This window comes from Nannocystis punicea, assembly GCF_026965555.1.
Classification (GTDB): Bacteria; Myxococcota_A; Polyangia; order Nannocystales; family Nannocystaceae; genus Nannocystis; species Nannocystis punicea.
Genome location: NZ_CP114040.1, coordinates 12948934 through 12969009, shown reverse-complemented (window position 1 = coordinate 12969009; position 20076 = coordinate 12948934). Strand labels below are relative to the sequence as shown.

16 protein-coding genes are annotated in these 20076 nt (G+C 70.2%); 10 read left to right on the top strand and 6 right to left on the bottom strand.

What is annotated here, in order from left to right; translation table 11 throughout:
- Window positions 1–7: 7 nt before the first annotated feature.
- From pdxR to O0S08_RS50020, 3 genes are all read left to right on the top strand, one after another.
- A complete protein-coding gene (pdxR, locus tag O0S08_RS50030; protein ID WP_269036663.1) occupies window positions 8–1489 on the top strand; it encodes a MocR-like pyridoxine biosynthesis transcription factor PdxR in 1482 nt (493 codons plus the stop codon).
- A 416-nt stretch (window positions 1490–1905) separates the two neighbouring features.
- Window positions 1906–2610, top strand: a complete 705-nt coding sequence (pepE, locus tag O0S08_RS50025; protein WP_269036662.1) for a dipeptidase PepE — start codon at window positions 1906–1908, stop codon at window positions 2608–2610.
- A 22-nt stretch (window positions 2611–2632) separates the two neighbouring features.
- Window positions 2633–3217: a hypothetical protein gene (locus O0S08_RS50020; protein WP_269036661.1), complete on the top strand. Its 585-nt coding sequence runs from the start codon at window positions 2633–2635 to the stop codon at window positions 3215–3217.
- A 274-nt stretch (window positions 3218–3491) separates the two neighbouring features.
- Here O0S08_RS50020 and O0S08_RS50015 read toward each other — a convergent pair whose 3' ends face one another.
- Window positions 3492–3983, bottom strand: a complete 492-nt coding sequence (locus tag O0S08_RS50015; protein ID WP_269036660.1) for a hypothetical protein — start codon at window positions 3981–3983, stop codon at window positions 3492–3494.
- A 192-nt stretch (window positions 3984–4175) separates the two neighbouring features.
- Here O0S08_RS50015 and O0S08_RS50010 point away from each other — a divergent pair, with 192 nt between their 5' ends.
- Entirely contained in the window at window positions 4176–5045 is an 870-nt protein-coding gene (locus O0S08_RS50010) for an SDR family oxidoreductase (protein WP_269036659.1), read from the top strand.
- Between the two features lie 113 nt (window positions 5046–5158).
- Here O0S08_RS50010 and O0S08_RS50005 read toward each other — a convergent pair whose 3' ends face one another.
- Both O0S08_RS50005 and O0S08_RS50000 read right to left on the bottom strand, forming a co-directional pair.
- Window positions 5159–8272: an efflux RND transporter permease subunit gene (locus O0S08_RS50005; RefSeq protein WP_269036658.1), complete on the bottom strand. Its 3114-nt coding sequence runs from the start codon at window positions 8270–8272 to the stop codon at window positions 5159–5161.
- Between the two features lie 22 nt (window positions 8273–8294).
- Complete coding sequence (locus O0S08_RS50000) at window positions 8295–9491, bottom strand: efflux RND transporter periplasmic adaptor subunit (RefSeq protein ID WP_269036657.1); 1197 nt, start codon at window positions 9489–9491, stop codon at window positions 8295–8297.
- A gap of 291 nt (window positions 9492–9782) precedes the next feature.
- On the opposite strand from O0S08_RS50000, the gene O0S08_RS49995 reads away from it, so the two are divergent.
- On the top strand, window positions 9783–11219 hold the full coding sequence (locus tag O0S08_RS49995; RefSeq protein WP_269036656.1) for a TolC family protein: 1437 nt from the start codon (window positions 9783–9785) through the stop codon (window positions 11217–11219).
- Between the two features lie 261 nt (window positions 11220–11480).
- Here O0S08_RS49995 and O0S08_RS49990 read toward each other — a convergent pair whose 3' ends face one another.
- Together O0S08_RS49990 and O0S08_RS49985 are read right to left on the bottom strand one after the other, a co-directional pair.
- The gene (locus O0S08_RS49990; protein ID WP_269036655.1) at window positions 11481–12524 is read right to left on the bottom strand and encodes a DUF72 domain-containing protein; all 1044 of its coding nucleotides are present in this window, start codon (window positions 12522–12524) and stop codon (window positions 11481–11483) included.
- A gap of 75 nt (window positions 12525–12599) precedes the next feature.
- Complete coding sequence (locus tag O0S08_RS49985; RefSeq protein WP_269036654.1) at window positions 12600–13229, bottom strand: DUF938 domain-containing protein; 630 nt, start codon at window positions 13227–13229, stop codon at window positions 12600–12602.
- Window positions 13230–13374: 145 nt separating this feature from the next.
- Between O0S08_RS49985 and O0S08_RS49980 the strand changes: the two genes are divergently transcribed.
- The 5 genes from O0S08_RS49980 to O0S08_RS49960 all read left to right on the top strand — a co-directional run bounded on the left by O0S08_RS49980 (window position 13375) and on the right by O0S08_RS49960 (window position 18951).
- A complete protein-coding gene (locus O0S08_RS49980) occupies window positions 13375–14322 on the top strand; it encodes a hypothetical protein (protein ID WP_269036653.1) in 948 nt (315 codons plus the stop codon).
- Between the two features lie 243 nt (window positions 14323–14565).
- A complete protein-coding gene (locus O0S08_RS49975; protein ID WP_269036652.1) occupies window positions 14566–15519 on the top strand; it encodes a hypothetical protein in 954 nt (317 codons plus the stop codon).
- 36 nt (window positions 15520–15555) lie between these two features.
- A complete protein-coding gene (locus O0S08_RS49970; RefSeq protein ID WP_269036651.1) occupies window positions 15556–16584 on the top strand; it encodes an NAD-dependent epimerase/dehydratase family protein in 1029 nt (342 codons plus the stop codon).
- Between the two features lie 73 nt (window positions 16585–16657).
- Window positions 16658–17098 (top strand): hypothetical protein, encoded by a 441-nt coding sequence (locus tag O0S08_RS49965; protein WP_269036650.1) that lies wholly within the window; start codon window positions 16658–16660, stop codon window positions 17096–17098.
- A 38-nt stretch (window positions 17099–17136) separates the two neighbouring features.
- Window positions 17137–18951 carry an ABC transporter ATP-binding protein gene (locus tag O0S08_RS49960; protein WP_269036649.1) on the top strand — a complete coding sequence of 605 codons (1815 nt, stop codon included), beginning with the start codon at window positions 17137–17139 and terminating at the stop codon, window positions 18949–18951.
- Between the two features lie 99 nt (window positions 18952–19050).
- Here the strand turns inward: O0S08_RS49960 and O0S08_RS49955 are convergent, their stop codons facing one another.
- Window positions 19051–19287, bottom strand: coding sequence for a hypothetical protein (locus O0S08_RS49955; RefSeq protein ID WP_269036648.1), 237 nt, complete (start codon window positions 19285–19287; stop codon window positions 19051–19053).
- Window positions 19288–20076 lie beyond the last annotated feature (789 nt).

Below are 20076 nucleotides of genomic sequence, written 5' to 3'. Positions count from 1 at the left end.
TTCTTTTATGTCGACTAGACCAGTTCGCCCGTGGCAGCTCGCCGTCGACCTCGATCCGTCCGGCGATCTGCCGCTGTTCGTGCAGATCGCCCACGCGGTCTCGGCCGACATCCGCCGCGGCCGCCTGCGCCCCGGCGACCCGCTGCCGGGCAGCCGTCGCCTCGCCGAGGACCTCGGCGTCCACCGCAACACCGTCCTCGCCGCCTACCGCGAGCTCGAGTCCGAGGGCTGGATCGACAGCGCCCAGGCGCGCGGCACCTTCGTCTCGCGCACCCTGCCCGAGCCCACGCCGCGGCGCGCCGGCCAGGCGCTGCGCACCGGCGTCCCGGCCCGGCCCGCGTTCGACCTCGCGCCCGGGCCGGAGGGCTACTTCCCGATGCCGCGCGTCCCGGGCCTGCTCGCCCTGCCCGGCGGCGTGCCCGACCTGCACCTCGTGCCCGCCGCCAGCCTCGCCCGCGCCTATCGCCGCGCCCTCGCGCGCCCCGACCTGCTCGGCTACGGCGACCCGCGCGGCCTCGTCGACCTGCGCCGCGTCCTCGCCGACATGCTCGCCGCCACCCGCGGCCTGGCCTGCGGCGAGGACGACCTGATCGTCACCCGCGGCAGTCAGATGGCCCTCTCTCTCGTCGCTCGCGCCCTCCTGCGCCCCGGCGACGTCGTCGCCGTCGAGGACCCCGGCTATCGCCCCGCCTGGGAGGCCCTCCGCCTCACCGGCGCGCGCCTCGTGCCGATCGCCGTCGACGCCGGCGGCCTCGACGTCGACGCCCTCGCCGCCTTGCTCGCGCGCGAGCCGGTGCGCGCCGTCTACATCACCCCGCATCATCAGTACCCGACCACGGTCACCCTGGCCGCCGGTCGCAGGTTGCAATTGTTGGCACTCGCCCGCACCCATCGCGTGGCGATCCTCGAGGACGACTACGACCACGAATTCCACTACCAGGGCCGCCCCGTGCTCCCGCTCGCCAGCGGCGACGCGGCCGGCTCGGTCGTCTACATCGGCACGTTATCCAAGGTGCTCGCGCCGGGCCTGCGGATCGGCTACTGCGTCGCCCCGCAACCATTGCTCGAGCGCGTCGTCGCCGTCCGCTCCTACACCGATCTCAACGGCGATCGCGCCCTCGAGGCCGCCGCCGCCGACCTGCTCGAGAGCGGCGAGGTCGGTCGTCACATTCGCCGCGCGCGTCGCACGTACCTGGCCCGCCGCGACGCCCTCGTCGACGCGATCGCCACCCGCCTCGGCGGCGTCCTCCGCGTCACCGCGCCGAGCGGCGGCATGGCGCTGTGGACCCGCGCGCACGGCGTCGACCCCTCCGCGTGGGCCCGCGCGGCTCAGGCCCGCGGCGTCGCGTTTCAGGTCGGCCGCCAGTTCAGCTTCGAGTCGCGCCCGCTCCCGCACGTGCGCCTCGGCTTCGCCGGCCTCGACGAGCGCGGCCTCGCCGAGGCCATCCGCCGCATGGCCCTCGCCCTCGCCGACCTGCGCAAGCAGTGACGCCTTCCCCTCGCATCGCGGATTTTGTCGCCAAGTCGTTCTACGCCGCGCTCGAGCGGCTCGCCTCCGGCCCGCGACGGACATCCGACGAAGGCCCCCTCCTCCGCCCGCGCCCGCCCGGCTCCGCACGCGACTGACATCGGGTTCGCCCGCCCCCTCGCCCGCGATCGGCCCTCGGCCCGCTCGCGCCAGAGCCGGTTCGCCGAGCCGAGCCGCCTCGGCGCACGCCGACCGCGAACGCCGGTGACATCGGGTTCGCCGCCCCCTCGCCCTCGATCGACCCCTCGACCGAATCGCAACTCGACTGGAGTCCGCTCGGCCCGCGGTCTCCCCGACCTCCGCTTCGGTCGATCGCACCGGACCCGCCCCGCCGACGTCCCGGCGTCACCTCGGCGCGCTATCCTCGACGCGCCGCCATGCCCCGCCTCCTGCTCGTCAGCAACTCCACGCTCCACGGCTCCGGCTACCTCGACCACTGCGCCGAGCAGATTGGACAGTTCCTCGGCCGCGACGTCGGGCGCGTCCTGTTCATCCCGTTCGCGCTGCACGACCGCGACGCCTACGCCGCCCAGGCCCGCGCCCGCTTCGCCGCGCTCGGCTACCAGATGGACAGCCTGCACGAGGCCGAGGACCCGCGCGCCGCGGTGCAGGCCGCCGAGGCCGTGTTCACCGGCGGCGGCAACACCTTCCGCCTGCTGCGCCAGCTCTACGCGCTCGACGTGCTCGCGCCCCTGCGTGAACGTGTCCTTTCGGGCATGCCGTACATCGGCTCCTCGGCCGGCTCGAACATCGCCGGCCTGACGATCGGCACCACCAACGACATGCCGATCGTCGAGCCGCCGAGCTTCCGCGCGCTCGGCCTGGTGCCGTTCAACCTGAACCCGCACTACCTCGACCCCGACCCCGGCTCGACGCACATGGGCGAGACCCGCGAGAAGCGGATCGAGCAGTTCCACGAAGAGAACCCGCAGCCGGTGGTGGGCCTGCGCGAGGGGTCTCTGCTGCACCGCGAGGGGCCGCGGCTCAGCCTGCTCGGCGTGACCGGCGCGCGGATCTTCCGGCGCGACCAGAAGCCCGCGGAGGTCCCCCCCGGCGCCGACCTCAGCGAACTCCTCGTGTGAGCGGTGCTATTTAAAAATGGCCATGTCCGCCGTTCACTACCGGGTCGAGTTCGCCGGACCACGCTTCCTCACCGTCGAGCGAATCGGCGACGCCCCGGGCTGGTCGCTGCGCATCGACGCCACCGAGGGCCTCGACTCGCTGCTCCCGCGCGGCTGGGTCCGCGCTCTCGGCGACGACCTCGTGCTCCTCTTCACCGAGGGCGAGCACGCCCGCACCGGCGCCGCCTATCACCACAAGATCCACCGCCTCACCCGCGACGGCCGCCTGCTGTGGTCGCTGCGCGCCCGCCCGGTCGGCGACCCCGTGCTGCACGGCGGCTACCTGCTGGTCCCCGCCGCGCCCGTCGCCCCGCGCACGCCCGAGGACGACGTCCCGGCGCTGCAGCTGCAGCTGCGCGACCCCGAGACCGGCGCCCTCCTCGCCAGCTTTCCGATCCAGGCGCCCTCGATGCTCCGCGGCGCCTACCGCCACGCCGCCCGCGCCCTGGGCGCCCACCTCAGCCCCGGCCCCCACGGCGTCCACGTGGCAGTGTCCGCCTGGTTCACCGGCCCGCTCGCCCCGCCCCGCGGCGCCGGCTCGTTCGACGTCCTCCTGGCGCTCGACTAACCTGTCCCGAAGGCCAGATTGAGCAGCGATGAGCTGTCTCCGAGACCGCGGCCGCGCCCGTTCGCCGTCGGCTCACTCGTGAGCCCTCACGCGAAGCGACGGCCTCGACCTCGATCCCTCCTCGAGCGGCGTGAACTCGCAGTCACGGCGACAGCGCGAGCGCCTGACCCGAGCGGAGTCGACCCGGTGGATCCCGCTCCGGGCGCGATACCTATCCCTTGGACCATGCTTTTAAAAACATGTCCTGAGGGCCATCCCGTTCGCACCTGCCCTCTCAGTCATCCGCCGCGCTGCCGGCGAACTCGCCCCAGCGGGGCAGGTCGAGCATGAGGCCGGCCTTGCGGCAGCGGCCGCGCCACTGGCGGAGCTGCGACTCCAGCTGTTCGCGCTCGCGCTCGAGCTCCGCCAGCTTGGGCGGCACGGGCGTCTTGCGCAGCTCGGCGGCGCGGCGCTGGTGGGCCTCGCCGCGGCCGACCAGCTCGCGGTCGCGCACTGCCAGGCGTTCGCGCGCGGCGTAGAACCCGTCGGCCGCGCCGGCCTCCTCGTCGTCGCGGTAGTCGTCGTCGGGGTCGGCCTCGTCGACCTCGCGGACCAGCCGCTGCAGCTCGGACCGCAGCCGCTCGCGCTCGCGCTCGACCTGGGCCGCCTGCACGAGGAAGCTCGCCCGCGAGCCGCGGAAGTCGCGGGCGATGCTGCGTTCGACCGCCTCGCGCCGGCGCAGCAGCGCCTCGCCATCGGCCATCAGCTCGTCCTCGATCGCGGTCATCGCCGACCTCGCGCGTCACCTGTCCCTTGGACCATCTGGAGGACTTCGCCGCGGCGCGGCGTGCGGACGACAGGAGAATGCGACGGGGACATGACCCTCCTGTTGTAGCGGATCTGCGGGCGAAGAGGCGCCGCGCGCGGGGCCTTCGGCCCCCGTGGCGCCGCTCCGGTCGCTCTGGTATGGGTCCGCGCCATGACGATGCAAGGCAAGCACGTGCTGCTCACGGGCGGCAACACCGGGATCGGCAAGGCCACCGCGATCGAGCTGGCGCGCATGGGCGCCGCGGTCACCATCACCTCGCGCGACCTCGTCAAGGGCGAGGCCGCGGTCGCCGACATCAAGCGGCAGAGCGGCTCCGACGCCGTCGAGGTCCTGCGCCTCGACCTCGCCTCGCTGGCCGACGTGCGCCGGTTCGCCGCCGAGTACCTCGCCGGTCACCCGCGGCTCGACGTCCTCATCAACAACGCCGGCCTCGTCCTGTCCGACCGCAGCGAGACCGCCGACGGCTTCGAGACCACCTTCGCAGTCAACCACCTCGGCCACTTCCTGCTCACGCACCTGCTGCTCGACCGGCTGAAGCAGAGCGCGCCGTCGCGGATCGTCGTGCTCGCCTCGGACGCCCACCGCGCCGCCCGCGGGCTCGACTTCGACGACCTGCAGGCCCGCCGCAAGTACAGCGCCTTCCCCGTGTACTGCCGCAGCAAGCTGGCCAACCTCCTCTTCACGCTCGAGCTCGCCGAGCGCCTGCGCGGCACCGGCGTCACCGTCAACGCCGTCCACCCCGGCGTCGTCGCCTCCGGCTTCGGCCTCGACGGCGACACCCGCGGCATCTCCCGCTTCCTCGTCGGCATCGCCCAGCGCTTCATGATCACCCCCGAGCAGGGCGCCCGCACCTCGGTGTACGTCGCCAGCGCCCCCGAGCTCGAGCGCACCAGCGGCCAGTACTTCGCCAAGTCGAAGCCCGCCCGCCCCACGCGCTACGCCCTCGACCGCGCCGCCGCCCTCCGCCTGTGGGAGGTCTCCGAGCAGCTCACCGGCCTCGCCAAGTCCGCAGCCGCCTGACCTTCGGGACAGGCCACTGCACCTGCCCCGAAGACCCTCTCACCCGCCGAAAGCAGCGAGACCGGACGGCCCGCGCGGGCTCGTCCGGTCTCGTCGCTCGCGTCGCCTCGGCGTTACGAGCGCTCGGCGCCGACGTGCGGCGCGTGGTTGGCCTCGGGCGTCGCCCGCTGCTCGCGGCGGAGCGTCATCTTGAGGATCGCCGGCAGCAGGAACATCGTCATCAGCGTCGACGCGCCGATGCCGAACACGACCGTGGTGGCCAGCGGGCGCTGGACCTCGGAGCCGGCGCCGGTGGCCAGGGCCATCGGCAGGAAGCCGAGGGCCGCGACCGCGCCGGTGGTGAGGACCGCGCGCATCGTGTGCACGGCCCCCTTGACCAGCGCCTTGTCGAACGGGTGGCCCTCGTCGATCGCGTGGCGCACGTCGTTGGCCATGACCACGCCGTTGAGCACCGCCACGCCGGCGAGGGCGATGAAGCCGACCGCCGCCGGGATGCTGAACGCCATGTCGCGGATGATGAGGCCGACGAACCCGCCGATGAGCGCGAACGGCACGATCGCGAACACCGCCGTCGCGTAGCGGATGTCGCCGAAGTTCCAGAGCAGCATGCCGAAGATCAGCATCAGGCAGATCGGTACGACCACCGCGAGGCGCTTCGACGCGCGCTCGAAGTTCTCGAACTGCCCCGCCCACTCGACCTTGTACCCGGGCGTGACCTGGACCTTGTCGTTCACCGCCGCCTGGGCTTCGTTCACCCACGACAGCAGGTCGCGGCCGCGCAGGTTGACCTCGACGCGGACCACGCGGACCCGGTTCTTGCGGCGGATCTGCGCCGGGCCCTCCGCCTCGACGATCGTCGCCACCTCGGACAGCGGCACGCGGTGGCCGTCGACCGTCTCGACGAACAGGTCGCCGAGCGCCTCCGGCACCGGCGCGCGCGGCGGGATCAGGAGGCGCGCGTCGAACCGGCGGATGCCCTCGTAGACCAGGCCGAAGGTCTTGCCGACCCGGGCGGTCTCGATCGCCAGCAGCGCGTCTTGCATGCTGACGCCGTAGCGGGCCAGGCGGGCCCGATCGGGCCGCACCGTCAGCTCGGGCATGCCGAGCACCTGCTCGACGCGGAGGTCGCCGGTGCCCTCGATCGGCCGGACCGCGTCGGCGATCTGGTCGGCGATGTTCTTCAGCTCGAGCAGCTCGTTGCCGGCGACCACGATCTGGATGTCGGCGCGCGAACCGCTGATGATCTCGTTGTTGCGGTCCTCGATCGGCTGCGACACCGCGACGAAGGTGCCGGGCACCTGCGACTCGATGTCGTTCTTGAGGGCCACGCTGAGCTCGTCGAGGTCGTGCGCGGTGGTCCACTGCTCCTTGGGCAGCAGCGGGATCGAGATCTCCGTGCGGTCCTTGCCGACCGGCTCGATGGCCACCTCGGCGCGGCCGGTCATCGTCAGCGTCTTGAGGATCTCCGGGTACTTCAGGAGGATCTTCTGCGTCTGGTAGTCGAGGCGCTTGGCCTCCTCGAGGTTGATCGACGGCGGACGGCGGATGCTGACCACCATGTCGCCCTCGTCGATGCGCGGCACGAAGTCGGCGCCCTTCTCCTTGAAGATGTAGCCGGAGATGAGCAGCGCCGCGGCCGCGCCGAGGATCAGCGGCCAGCGCAGCCGGATCGAGTGCGGCAGCGCTGCCTTGTAGCCGCGCGCGATCGGGTTGAGCCAGCGCGCGCCCTCCTTCTTCAGCGGCGGCACGAACAGCGCCAGCAGCGCCGGCAAGAACACCACCGAGTAGATGAGCGCGCCGAGCAGCGCGAACGCCATGGTGGTGGCCATCGGCTTGAACAGCCGCCCCTCGACCCCCTCGAGGCTGAGCAGCGGGATGTACACCAGCATGATGATCGCCACCGCGAACGCGACCGGGCGCATCACCGCCCCGATGCTCGTGTTGTAGGCCTGCGCCCGCTCCTCGCGGGACATCTGCTGGCCGACGAAGGTGGCGATCAGCGCCTCGAGCACGACGATCGGACCGTCGACGAGGAAGCCGAAGTCGATCGCGCCGAGCGACATCAGGTCGCCGGCGACCCCGGCCCAGTGCATGCCGAACAGCGCCACCGACATCGACGCCGGGATGCCGAGCACGCACACCAGCGCGCCGCGGACCGTGCCGAGGAACAGCACCAGGACGAGGAACACCACCACGGCGCCCTCGGCGAGGTTCTTCAGCACCGTCGCCAGGGTGCGCTCGACGAAGTTCGCGCGGTCGTAGACCGCCTCGATGACCACGCCCGCGGGCAGGTCGGCCTGGATCTCCGCCACCCGGTCCTTGACCGCGTAGATGACGTCGCGGCTGTTCGAGCCCAGCAGCATCATGATGATGCCGGCCACCGCCTCGTCCTCGCCGTTGAAGGTGACCACGCCGTGGCGCAGGGCCGAGCCGTCGCGCACCTCGGCGACGTGGCGGACCAGCACCGGCTGGCCCTCCGAGACCTTGAGGACGACGTTGCCGATGTCCTCGATGCTGGTGAACGTGCCGACCGCGCGCAGCGTGAAGCTCTCGGCGGTGCGGTCGATGTAGCCGCCGGACACGATCGCGTTCGAGCCGGTCAGGGTCTCGGACAGCTCGCGGATCGTCAGCCCGTAGGCCGCGAGGCGGTCGGGCTGGACGATCACCTGGTACTGCTTCAGGTCACCGCCGATCGAGTTGACCTCGATGACCCCCGGCACCCCGCGCAGGCGCGGCACGATCTCCCACTCGAGCATCGTCCGCAGCTGCTTGCGCGTGTGCACCGGCGAGCGGACCACGAACTGGAAGATCTCGCCGAGACCGGTCGACAGCGGCGCCAGGATCGGCGTCTGGATCATCGCCGGCAGGTCGCCCTTGGCCTGCAGCATGCGCTCGAACACCAGCTGGCGCGCGAACCATGGGTCGGTGCCGTCGCGGAAGACGACGGTGATCGACGAGATGTCGGCGCGAGAGATCGATCGCAGCTCGTCGAGCCCGGGGACGCCGTTGAGGGCGTTCTCCATCGGGAAGGTGACGTTGCGCTCGACCTCGAGGGCCGACATGCCGGGCGCCTCGGTGATGACCGTGACCTGGATCGTCGAGATGTCGGGCAGCGCGTCGATCGGCAGGTTCTTCGCCGCGATCGCGCCGGCCACCAGCAGCGCGGCGAGCAGGCCCGCCATCAAGTAGCGCAGGCGGATGGAGATATCGATGAGTGCGCCCAGCATGGGTGTCTCCTCGGCGCCTCGATTAGCGGAACAGCTCGGACTTGAGGGCGAACACCCCCTCGGTGATGATCCGCTCGCCCGGCTCGAGGCCCTTCCTGATCTCGACGAGGTCGGGGCCCTGGGCGCCGACCTCGATCGTGCGCGGCATGACGGCCCGCTCGCCGACCTCGACGAACACCGTCGGCTTGCCGTCGACCTGCACCATCGCCTTGCGCGGGATCGCCAGCGCCTGCTTGCGCGCCGCGCCCGGCCGGATCCTCGCGTTGACCGCCTGGCCGACGCGCAGCTTGCCGGCCTCGTTCGGGACCACCACGCGCACCTCGGCGCTGCGGGTCACCGGGTCGAGCACCGTGCTGACGAACGTCACGGTGCCGGTCAGCACCTCGTCGGGCGTCACCTGCGACGAGATCTCGACCGAGTCGCCGACGCGGATGTTGACCACCTCGCCCTCGAATACGCTGAGGCGCACCCACAGCGTGCTGCGGTCGGCGATCGTGAAGGCCGTATAGCTCGGCTCGACCGCCTGGCCGCGGAACACTCGCACGCGGACCACGTCGCCCTCGATCGGCGAGGTCAGCGACATCACCCCGAGCGCCGCCTTGTCGGACGACCCGCCGCCCAGCGCCTGCACGCGCTGCTTGGCCGCCCGCAGCTCGGCGCTGGCGACCGACACCTCGGCGCTGGCGAGGTCGGCCGCGCGCTGCGAGGCGATGCCCTCCTGCAGCAGCCGCCGCTTGCGCTCCTTGTCGCGCTCGGCCAGCTCCGCCTTGGCGACCACCGCCGAGATCTCGGCCTGCGCCTTGCCCAGCTCCGCGCTGTCGAGCGTGGCCAGGATATCGCCGGTCTCGACCTTCGTGCCCTCGATGACCTTGACCTCCTTGACGCGCCCGGAGATCCGCGAGCCGACCTCGGCGATCCGCAGCTCGTCGAACTCGAGCACGCCGGTCACGTGGACCACCGGCGACACCTCGGTCATCTCGACCGTCGCGCTCTGCAGCGCCGCCTTCTCGGCGAACACCTCGGGCAGCTTGATCACGCCGTCTTCGAAGTACGGTAGCTCCGGCGGCTTGGTGGCGGCGTCGCCTTCGGCGGCCTCTCCGTGGTTGCAGCCGAGCGGCGTCGCGACCGCGAAGACGAACATGAGCACGAACCAGCGTCGCGCGTGGTCGAGGAGGATCAGCCAGCGCGAGGCTCGACCGGGGTCAGAGGAATTGCTCATCACTACACGTCCTGGGAGTCTTTTAATCCGCGCGCCAGGCCCGTGCGCGAGCGTGGCGCAGGGCCCGGCGGGACGAGAGTGCTTCTCCCCCCGAAAAAGGCCCTGGGATGGTGTTTCGAACACCATTGCTTACATTACGGGGACTTCATGTCAAGGTTTCGCCGGCCCCCAGAGCGCTGCAGCCGTGTCGAAACTCTCGAGCTGAACAAGGATCTTGGCAACCTCGGACCCCACGTGTAAGAGTCCGCGGGCTTGACAAGGCGCGACGATCTCGTCCGCACTCCGATTCGCATGCCACGCCGCACAGCCCTCACCCGCACCTCGACGATGTTCACGCTGGTCGCGGCCGTGACCGCAGCATCGCTCGCGCCCGCGGCCGGAGCCGCGCCCGCCCCCGCACGCAAGCCCGCTGACCAGCCGGCGCCGCTGCTCGCGCCGGCGCCCGAGCCGAGTCAGACGATCCCCGAACCGGTCGTCGCCGGCGCTCAGGTCCTCCCCCTCGACACAATTTTAAAACACGCCGAAGAGAACGCGATGCCGGTCCGCACCGCCCGCTCGCGCCTCGAGCTCGGCGACGCGGCGGTCACCGGCGCCAAGCCGCTGCTGATCGACAACCCGCAGCTGTACCTCGGCATGGGCGTCCGCTCGAACCAGGCCTTTCCCGGCGAGCGGCACTTCGAGCTCCAGGCCACGCTGCAGCAGCCGTTCGAGATCGGCCGCGAGCGCCACCTCCGCATCAAGGCCGGTCGCGAGTACCGCGAGTACCTCGACAAGGAGCTCGCGCAGGTCCGCTGGACCACGCACGCGCAGGTCCACTACGCGTACAACACCGCGCTGATCGCCAAGGAGCGCGCACGCACCGCCGCACGCACGCAGCAGTTCGCCGAGCGCCTCCTCGACATCGCCAGCCGCCGCCAGCAGGCCGGTGAGATCTCGCGCCTGCGCGTGCGCGTGGCCGAGGGTGAGCTCGCGCGCGCGCGCCAGGCCAAGCTGGCCGCGGACCTCAACTACCGCCTCGCGTGCATCCACCTGGCCGAGATGGCCGGCTGGCCTTCGGGACAGCTCATCGCCCCCGCCGGCGAGCTCGGCGACCCGATCAAGGTCCGCGACCCCGAGGACCTGATCGCCAACGTGCAGAAGGAGCACCCGGCGCTCAAGACCAAGGAGGCCCAGGTCGAACTCGGCGAGGCCAGGGTCAAGTCGGCCAAGCGCGACCGCCTGCCCGAGCCGTGGCTCGGCGTCTACGCGGGCCGCGAGTGGGAGCCCGGCGCGGCTTACCCGTCCCGACTCCTCCTCGGCATGATCACGATCCCGCTGCCGTTCTTCAAGCGCAACCAGCTGGCGCGGGCGCAGACCAAGGCCGAGCTGAGCGTCGCCAACACCGAGCTCGAGGTCACGCGCTACCAGCTCGCGCTCAACGCTCGCCGGGCGGTCGACGCGATCAACACCGCGGCCGAGCGCGTCCAGACCTACTCGCGCGAGGTCGTGCCGCGCTTCGAGGAGAACCTGCAGCTGCTGCAGCGGGCCTTCGAGCTCGGCGAGGTCGACATCATCGAGGTGTTCGTCGCCCGCGAGAATTTCTTGCGGATCCAGACCGAGGCGCTCGACGCCTACGGCACCTACTTCGACGCCATGTACACGCTCGAGACGATCATCGGCCAGGAGGCGAGCACCCTCGCCGCGGCCCGTCCCACGCGCTCGACCACCCCGCCGACGAACCTCCGCTGAGCCTGTCCCGCGCTCGCGACGCTCGTCGGCCAGGAGGCGAGCAGCCCCGTCCGACGCGCTCGGCTCGGCAAACCTGTCCCTCGGGGCAGCTCGCCACGGACCTCGCTCTGCGCGGTTCTCTCGTCGGCTTCCGAAGAGATCTGTCCTTCAGGGCAGGTCCGATCCTCGCTGCCTCGCGTCACGTCGGTCCGGCTCCTCGGCCCGCTCACCTGCCCCTCGGGACAGGTTTCCACATGACAACTCCGTAAAGTTCCATGCGCGTCATCCAGCCGCGCGGCTGGCGTCGAGCTCGGCGATCCGCAGGGCCAGCCTGGCGATCGTCCGCGGCGACGAGCCCTCGGCCTTGTTGTTGACGATCACGTAGACCGGCAGGTCGACGTCCGTCTCGAGGCAGACTCTGGCGACCTCCTCGCGGTTGCCCGGGTCTTCGTCGACGAGGTGGTCGAACGGGTCGTAGCGGGCCTCGGCGCGCTCGTAGTTCATGCTCGGGTGCAGCATCCAGCGGCACACCAGCGCCGGGGCCTGGTCCTGGCGCACGCGCGACCGCTGCGCCCGCGCCGGCGGCATGCTCGGGTAGACGTTGATGCAGTGGCAGGCGCCGAACTCCGCCAGCGCCGCGGCGTAGGCGCCGGTCATCAGCTCGCGGTTGCGCAGCTCGACCGCGTAGAGCGGCCCGCGGGGCAGCCCGTCGAGGAAGCGGCGCAGGCGGTCGACCAGCCAGCGGGCCCCGCCGAGCGCGCCGAAGTCCTGCGGGGCGAACTGGAACAGCAGCGGCCCCAGCGTCTCGCCGAGGCCCTCGACGGCCGGCGCGACCACGAATTCGCTGGCGTACACCGGGTCGAGGAAGCGCTCGTTGGGCTGGCCGCGGACCTTGCCGTAGCGCTGGTGCTTGGGCCACACCGCCGTCGTGCAGGCCTCGTGGGCCTTGACCAGGAAGCGGAAGTCGGCCGGCACCGCCGCGGCGTAGGCCGCGAACTCGTCGGTCCGCGGCGGCGCGTAGTACGAGCGGTCGATGCCCACCGCGCGCATCAGCGGATGACGCGCGTACGCGGCCAGACCCTCGCGCGCGAGCCGCTGCTGGCTGTGCGGCAGGTCGTAGACGATCCCCGACCAGCCCGGGTAGGCCCACGACGACGTGCCGAAGCGCAGGTTCTTCGGCAGCCGCTCGGCCAGCGCCGCCAGCTCGGCCGGCGCGGTCGCCGGCGAGATCGGGGGCGCCGTCTTCTTGGCGCCACGAGCCCCGCCGTCCGCGGCGGGGGCGGGATCTTGCGAGGGATCGGCGAACAGATCGAGCTGAGGAGCCATGCGCGACTTTGCGCAGGATACCCCCCCGAGCCCGCCTGCGCAAGCGCAGCGGACCTGCACGAAAGGGCATGTCCTTCAGGACTTGCGGAACACCAGCGAGAAGTTGTTGGCGGGCATCGCCACCAGCTCGGCTCGCTGGAGGCCGTGAGCCGCGGCCGCGGCCCGCACGTCGGCCTCGTCGCGCACGCCCCACGCCGGGTCGCGGGCCCGCAGGTCGGCGTCGAACGCCTCGTTGCTCGGGGCAGTGTGGCGGCCGTCGAACTTGATCGCGCCGTACAGGTAGAGCACCCCGCCGACGGGCAGCACGCGCCCGGCCCCGGCCATCAGCGCCTCGCAGGCGGCCCACGGGGAGATGTGGATCATGTTGATGCACACGATCGCGTCGACCTCGGTGACCGGCCACGGCCACGCGGTGACGTCGAGCCGCAGCGGCTGGAGTAAGTTGCGCGGGCCCTCGCTGTCGACGCGTGCGGCGATCGACGCCAGCGCTTCCGGTTCGACGTCGGTCGGTTGCCACGAGACCCCAGGGAACGCGGCGGCGAAGCTCACCGCGTGCTCTCCGGTCCCGCTGGCGATTTCGAGCACGCGCCCCTGCGGTGGCAGGACCCGTGCCAACACCTCTGCGATCACCCCGCGGTTGCGGAGCGCTGCAGGAGACGACCGTGCATGAGACTGCTGTTTGCTCGGCGGATCATGAGGCTCCATCGCTGCGAGCGTAACTCGAGATGACAGACTCGTGGTTCTGCGATTTGCGAGCTTCACTGGCCCACATCCGTGAACCTGAACGTGAGTCGGCGACCACCGCCACGATCGCCGCCCGTCGCGGGTCCGCGTGCTATCGTCCTCGACGATGAGGCCCGCCTCCCGGCTCATGTGGCTCCTCGCAGCGGCGCTCGGCGTCGCCGCAGGCTGCCTCATCGAGCTCGATCCGCAGGCCGACTGCGGCGACGGCTTCATCGACGCCCTCGCTCAAGAGGACTGCGAGCCGTCCCTGCCCGACAGCTACGCCGACCGCTGCGCCGAGCTCGGCCAGGTCGCCGGCCCCGCCGCGTGCGACCCCAAGTCCTGCCGCTTCACCCCCAGCGGCTGCTCGAGCTGCGGCAACGGCGTGCTCGACCCCGGCGAAGAATGTGACCCAGAGGACATGACCGCACCGACATGTCCCGGAGAAGGGGTCGCGACCTGCCGCGACAACTGCACCGTCGATCGCTCGGCCTGCTCCGCCTGCGGCAACGGCATGGTCGACCTCGACGAGGAATGCGACTTCGCCCTCGACCTCGACGACCTCGCGCTCGAGGTCCCCTGCACCGACCTCGACTCGCCGGCGGGCATCACCCGCCGCTACGGCTCGGGCTCCTCGACGAAGTGCACCAGCAAGTGCGAGTGGGACCGCTCGCAGTGCTCGTACTGCCAGAACGACAAGCTCGAGGGTGACGAGGTCGTCGACGGCCTCTACGTCGACTTCGAGCAGACCATCCAGCCGGCGCCCGAGGTGTGTGACAACCAGCAGGCCGACCCGGAGGCGCTGGTGATCCACTGCCAGGGCGCGTGCGGCAGCAACTACCGCGTCGAGTGCAAGTTCAAGTGCGCCGACGACTGCCAGGCCTTCGACAAGACCGCCAACCTCCCGACCGAGGAGCTCGGCTGCTGCACCGCCCGCGGCGAGGCCTGCCCCTACGACCCGCAGACCGGCGACCTGATGCCCGGCCGCAACGACTGCTGCCGCAAGCTCACCCACCCGGAAGAGAACCCCTGCGAGCCGGTCAACTTCCCGATCCTCATCAACGTCTGCCGCTGACGCGCCGCGCGATGCCGCGTCGATGACGGACGCGAGCGCGACCTCCTGCGCGAGCGCGGCCGGCGCGACGAACTCGCGCAGCGAACCGACTCGGCGAATGGCCGCACGCGCGAGGTCGCGACCGCCGCCGGGCCGCGGGCTCGACCTGACCGAGGCGCCGGGCGCACCCTGCCAGATCGCCCGGATTCGGCTCGCTGGCGCGTCAAAGCGTGATCCACGGCCCTCTGTGCTACCTTGACGAGCATGCGCCTCGCGCACGCGCTGCTCGTCGCCGCCGGCCTCGGTGGGACCTTGGGCTGCGTCGTCCAGCTCGACCTGCAGCCCGACTGCGGCGACGGCTACGTCGACAGGCTCGCGGGCGAGGAGTGTGAGCCGTCACAGGCCGACAGCATGGTCGGCTTCTGCGCGGCCGGCGAGGTCCCGGGCCCGGGCGCGTGCGACCGCAGCACCTGCATCTTCGACCGCGGCGCCTGCACCCGCTGCGGCAACGGCTTGCTCGACCCGGGCGAGGCGTGTGACCCGATGGACATGTCCTCGCCGCCATGTCCGATCGAGGGCTCTGCGCGCTGCCGCAGCGACTGCACGATCGACGTGTCCGGCTGCCCGCGCGCCTGCGGCGACGGCGTGGTCGACGAGAACGAGGAGTGCGACGACGGCCTGGTGACGGACGTGACGGACAAGGGCGCGCCGATCCGCATCGACTGCACCACCCTCGACGGCCCGAACTTCCGCGCCTACGGCGGCGGGGAGTCCACCAGGTGCATCGAGTGCAAGTGGGACCGCTCCAACTGCCACTACTGCGGCAACCAGCTGCTCGAGAGCGCCGACGTGCTCGACAAGGAGGACGAGCTGCGCGACGCCAAGCCCGAGGTCTGCGACGGCGAGGTGGACCCTGACCCGCAGGCGTTGAGCCTGTTCTGTCAGGCGCGTTGTAACGCCGGCGGCCTCATGGTCGCGTGCGCGTACGCGTGCAACGAGAGCTGTGACGCATTCCTCGCCCCTCCGGGGGACGTCCCCGATAACGGCTGCTGCACCCCGCGGAGCGCCAACTGCCCTTACAACGACAAGGGCGAGATCTACAAGAACCGCGAGCCGTGCTGCGGTTTCCCCCCCGGGGACCTGCCGGAAGATCCGTGCGTCGAAGCCTTGGTGGAGCTGGAAGCGGGGACCACGGTCTTGCGTCGCACCTGCCCTTGAGCCGCTGGCGCGCGCCCGCTACCATCCGCGCCTCGCATGACCGAGCCTCGCGCTTCTCTCGTCACCGGCGGCTGCGGCTTCCTCGGCCGCTTCCTCGTCGACGCCCTCGTCCGCCGCGGCGACAAAGTCACCGTCCTCGACCACAAGGTCGACCGCTGGCGCGACGACGTCCAGTTCGTCTCCGGCGACATCTGCGACCCCGACGTCGTCGCCCGCGCCTGCGCCGGCCAGAGCGTCGTGTTCCACAACGCCTCGCTGGTCCACACCAAGCACAGCCGCGTCGAGCAGGTCCGCGCCGTCAACATCGACGGCACCCGCAACGTCCTCGCCGCCTGTCGCAAAGGCCAGGTGCCGAAGCTCGTCTACGTCAGCTCGGCCAGCGTCGTCTACGAGGGGCGCGACATCGAGAACGGCGACGAGAGCCTGCCCTACGCTCGCCAGTGGCTGGCCCCCTACGCCGAGACCAAGCGGATCGCCGAGGAGGAGGTCCTGAGCGCCAGCGGCCAGGGCGGCGTCCTGACCTGCGCGATCCGCCCGCACATGATCTTCGGGCCAGGTGACACCCGCCTGCTGCCGGCGATCCTCACCCGCGCCAGGGCCGGCAACCTCAAGTTCACAGTCGGCGCCGGCGACCGCCTCAACGACTTCACCTACGTCAGCAACATCGTCGACTCGCTGCTGGCCGCCGACGAGCGCCTGCTGCCCGGCTCGCCGGTCTCGGGCCGCGCCTACTTCATCACCAACGGCGAGCCCATGAACTTCTGGGAGTTCGTGCGCCGCGTCCTCGTCGGCCTCGGCTACCCCACCCCGCGCCTGCGGATCCCCTACGCCGTCGCCTACGCCGCCGCCGCCGCCCGCGAGACCTTCGACACCCTCGTCCGCGGCGGCACCCTCCACGCCGAGGAGGGCCTGTCCCGCTTCTCGATCCGCTACATCTGCACCCACCACTACTTCAGCTACGCCCGCGCCACCGCCGACCTCGGCTACGAGCCCCAGGTCAACCTGCTCGAGGGCATCCGCCGCACCGTCGAGTACTTCCGCGCCCAGAACGCCGCCGCCGTGTAGCCGCGCGCTCCCCCGCGCCTCGCCGCCGGTCCGCGGCTGGGCGCGCGCCTCGACCTCCGCTAGCGTGAGCCTCGTGTCGATCTACGGCCCGCCCACCCCGCCGGTCCGCGACAACGCGCGTCGGGCCTCCGCTCACGGGACCCGCGTCTTCCTCGCCTTGATCGTCCTCGGCGTCCTCACCTCCGTCGGCGTGATCGGGCTGCTCGAGTGCCAGAAGCACAGCAGCGAGCGCCTCGAGGTCCAGCGCGCCGAGACGATCCGGCTCGACACGGAGGCCCTGCTCGAGGCAGAGCGCCTGCAGACCGCCGAGCTCTTGCCGGCGATCCCGAGCCCGCCGAACCTCGAGATCCCGCCGTCGGTGATCTCGCAGCCGTCGGAGCCGGCCGGCGACTTGCCCGTCGACACCGGGCGCATCCAGACCGCCGAGCCGCTGCAATTGAAGCCCGGGCGAAAATCAGCGCCGGCCGAGCCCGCCGAGCCCGAGCGCTTGCAGACCGCCGAGATCCTCCGCTGACGCGTCAGATCGACGAGCGCATCGGTCACACTCCTCGCGTGGCCGCTCCGCCCGACGAACCAGGCCTGCGCCGCTTCCTCGGCGTGTTCCGCTACGGCCGTCGCGCCATCGAGCTGGTGTGGTCGACCAGCAAGCCGCTCACCGTCGCCCTCGCCGTGCTCACCCTCGTCGTCGGCCTGCTGCCGGCGGCCGCGGCCTACGTCGGTCAGCTGATCGTCGACGCGGTCGTCCACGCCGCCCAGGTCAGCCACGATCCCGCGCCGGTGCTGCGGCTCGTCGCGGTCGAGGCGCTGCTCGTCATCCTCCTCGCCTTCGCCCAGAGATCGATCTCCGTCTGTCAGTCGCTGCTGCGCACCCAGCTCGGCCAGCGCGTCAACGTCATGATCCTCGACAAGGCGTTGACCCTCGACCTCACCCACTTCGAGGACGCCGACTTCTACGACAAGCTGACCCGCGCCCGCCGCGAGGCCTCGAGCCGCCCGCTGAGCCTGGTCGGCCGCACCTTCTCGCTGGTCCAGAACGCCATCTCGCTGACCAGCTTCGCCGCCCTGCTGTTCGGCTTCTCGCCGTGGGCCGCGCTGATCCTCGCCCTCGCCGGCCTGCCCTCGTTCCTCGCCGAGGCCAAGTTCTCGGGCGACGCCTTCCGCCTGTTCCGCTGGCGCGCCCCCGAGACGCGCATGCAATATTATTACGAGACGGCGATCAGCACCCTCGATTACGCCAAGGAGGTCAAGCTCTACGGACTCGGCCCGCTGTTCCTCCGCCGCTATCAACAGATCTTCAGCGACCTCTACGCCGAGGACCGCAAGCTGACGCTGCGCCGCGGCTTCTGGAGCGGCACCCTCGGCCTCGTCGCCACCGCCGCCTTCTACGGCGCCTATATGTGGATCGCCGTCGCCGCGGTGGCCGGCCAGATCTCCCTCGGCGAGATGACGATGTACCTGCTGCTGTTCCGCCAGGGTCAGAGCGCCGTCTCGTCGATCCTCGGGGCGATCGGCGGCATGTACGAGGACAACCTCTACCTCTCGACGCTCTACGAATATCTCTCGCAGGAGGTCGCCGCCCCCTCGGGCACCGCCACCTCCGGCCCCGACCCGAGCGACGGCATCCGCTTCGAGCACGTCGGCTTCACCTACCCCGGCGCGGCCGCGCCGACGCTGCACGACGTCAGCTTTCACGTCCGCCCCGGCCAGAGCCTCGCCCTCGTCGGCGAGAACGGCAGCGGCAAGACGACCCTCATCAAGCTGCTGACGCGCCTGTACGACCCCACGGCCGGGCAGATCTTCCTCGACGGCCGTGACCTCCGCGAGTGGGACGCGACCGCCCTGCGCCGCCGCGTCGGCGTCATCTTCCAGGACTTCGCCCGCTACCAGCTCAAGGTCGGCGAGAACATCGGCGCCGGCGACGTCAGCGCCTTCGAGGACCGCGAGCGCTGGAAGGAGTCCGCACAAAAAGGCATGTCCGAAGATTTTATCAAAGACATGCCGAAGCAGTACGAGACCCAGCTCGGGCGCCTGTTCAAAGAAGGCCGCGAGCTGTCGGGCGGTCAGTGGCAGAAGATCGCCCTCTCGCGCGCCTTCATGCGCAGCGGCGCCGACGTCCTCGTCCTCGACGAACCGACCGCCGCCATGGACGCCGAGGCCGAGGCCCAGGTGTTCGAGCACGTCCGCAACCTCTCCAAGGATCGCATGGTCATCCTGATCTCCCACCGCTTCTCGACCGTGCGCGCCGCCGACCACATCATCGTCCTGCACGGCGGCCGGATCCTCGAGGCCGGAGATCACGAGTCCCTGATGCAGCGAGGCGGCCGCTACGAGCGCCTGTTCTCGCTGCAGGCGCAAGGGTATCGCTGAGGCGTTCTTGTGCGAGTCAGATCAGTCGCACATTCATCGCTCCATTGCTTCCTCATGGAATCGTCTGTGGAAGCGCCAGGATCACCTTGAGTCGAGCCTTCAGCCGGGACGGCTGAGAGCGCACCGCGCCAGGCTCATCAAGTAGGTGCAGCACAAAAGAACAAGGTCGAGATCGATGAGATCTTCCGGAATACCTTCGGCACCCAAACACCGTTCCATGATGCGAATATTCATCAATCGGATCATGGGAAGACAATCGCGCACAGCGTCCGGCACCACCGTTCGCCATCCATAATAGAAAACGATTTCATAACGCACCCTCTCCATCGCACGCATTTTCATCCACTCCCAGGCAGCTATCCGTCAAACACAAACACCATCGCATCGAAGACCCGAAACAATCTTTCGGACCTTCGATTCGACACCAAAAGCAATGACCACTGGATCGCCAATCGTCAGCTGATTGAGCCCTTCGGCGACAAGCTGGCAATTAGCGTCACATAAATCTGGCAGCAGAAATCGCAACCGTCGCATGAACGGATGCTGTCATTCGACAATTTTCCACTACTACGAAGAGAGCCTCAATGTACGGCGCTGAAACTCTTGGTTCTTAAAAGACAAAAGCGGTGCCCCGAACACCGCCCTTTTCTTCGAAATTCTTTCCCCCCGAGATGAGCAGAAATTCCGCACCTACTCTCGGACCAGAGCTTCCCCGGTTTAATCCTCGGATCTCAGGCTAGAGCTCTCCGGGGTTTCTCCGCCGATCGTAGGCCAGAGCGCTCCCGTTTTCTCCACCGATCTCGGACCAGAGCTCGTCCTGTTTTCTTTGCCGACCCAAGCCAAGCTCTTCTGGCTCTCTCCGCCGAACTCGGACCAGAGATTGTTCACGTTTCTCCGCCGATCTCGGGCCAGAGCTCTCCTGTCGTTTTCAGATTTTTTTAATTTCCGCGGACTCTTCTTTTGTATTCGCTCCGAGCTCTCGGACCTTCTCGAAGTCTCAGGTTTTGTTTTTCGAGCGGACATGTGTCGTCCGGCTCACTTCACTCCAGTTGACCCACTTGAGGAGCCTGAAAAGCATCTAGCACATGGCATGGCACACGCCACCGCATACTCGCTCTCGTCGAG

Excerpts from the sequence above, each read along its gene's own strand:
- pdxR (WP_269036663.1), top strand. The coding sequence starts at position 8 with ATGTCGACTAGACCAGTTCGCCCGTGGCAGCTCGCCGTCGACCTCGAT.
- pepE (WP_269036662.1), top strand. The coding sequence starts at position 1,906 with ATGCCCCGCCTCCTGCTCGTCAGCAACTCCACGCTCCACGGCTCCGGC.
- O0S08_RS50020 (WP_269036661.1), top strand. The coding sequence starts at position 2,633 with ATGTCCGCCGTTCACTACCGGGTCGAGTTCGCCGGACCACGCTTCCTC.
- O0S08_RS50015 (WP_269036660.1), bottom strand. The coding sequence starts at position 3,983 with ATGACCGCGATCGAGGACGAGCTGATGGCCGATGGCGAGGCGCTGCTG.
- O0S08_RS50010 (WP_269036659.1), top strand. The coding sequence starts at position 4,176 with ATGACGATGCAAGGCAAGCACGTGCTGCTCACGGGCGGCAACACCGGG.
- O0S08_RS50005 (WP_269036658.1), bottom strand. The coding sequence starts at position 8,272 with ATGCTGGGCGCACTCATCGATATCTCCATCCGCCTGCGCTACTTGATG.
- O0S08_RS50000 (WP_269036657.1), bottom strand. The coding sequence starts at position 9,491 with ATGAGCAATTCCTCTGACCCCGGTCGAGCCTCGCGCTGGCTGATCCTC.
- O0S08_RS49995 (WP_269036656.1), top strand. The coding sequence starts at position 9,783 with ATGCCACGCCGCACAGCCCTCACCCGCACCTCGACGATGTTCACGCTG.
- O0S08_RS49990 (WP_269036655.1), bottom strand. The coding sequence starts at position 12,524 with ATGGCTCCTCAGCTCGATCTGTTCGCCGATCCCTCGCAAGATCCCGCC.
- O0S08_RS49985 (WP_269036654.1), bottom strand. The coding sequence starts at position 13,229 with ATGGAGCCTCATGATCCGCCGAGCAAACAGCAGTCTCATGCACGGTCG.
- O0S08_RS49980 (WP_269036653.1), top strand. The coding sequence starts at position 13,375 with ATGAGGCCCGCCTCCCGGCTCATGTGGCTCCTCGCAGCGGCGCTCGGC.
- O0S08_RS49975 (WP_269036652.1), top strand. The coding sequence starts at position 14,566 with ATGCGCCTCGCGCACGCGCTGCTCGTCGCCGCCGGCCTCGGTGGGACC.
- O0S08_RS49970 (WP_269036651.1), top strand. The coding sequence starts at position 15,556 with ATGACCGAGCCTCGCGCTTCTCTCGTCACCGGCGGCTGCGGCTTCCTC.
- O0S08_RS49955 (WP_269036648.1), bottom strand. The coding sequence starts at position 19,287 with ATGCGTGCGATGGAGAGGGTGCGTTATGAAATCGTTTTCTATTATGGA.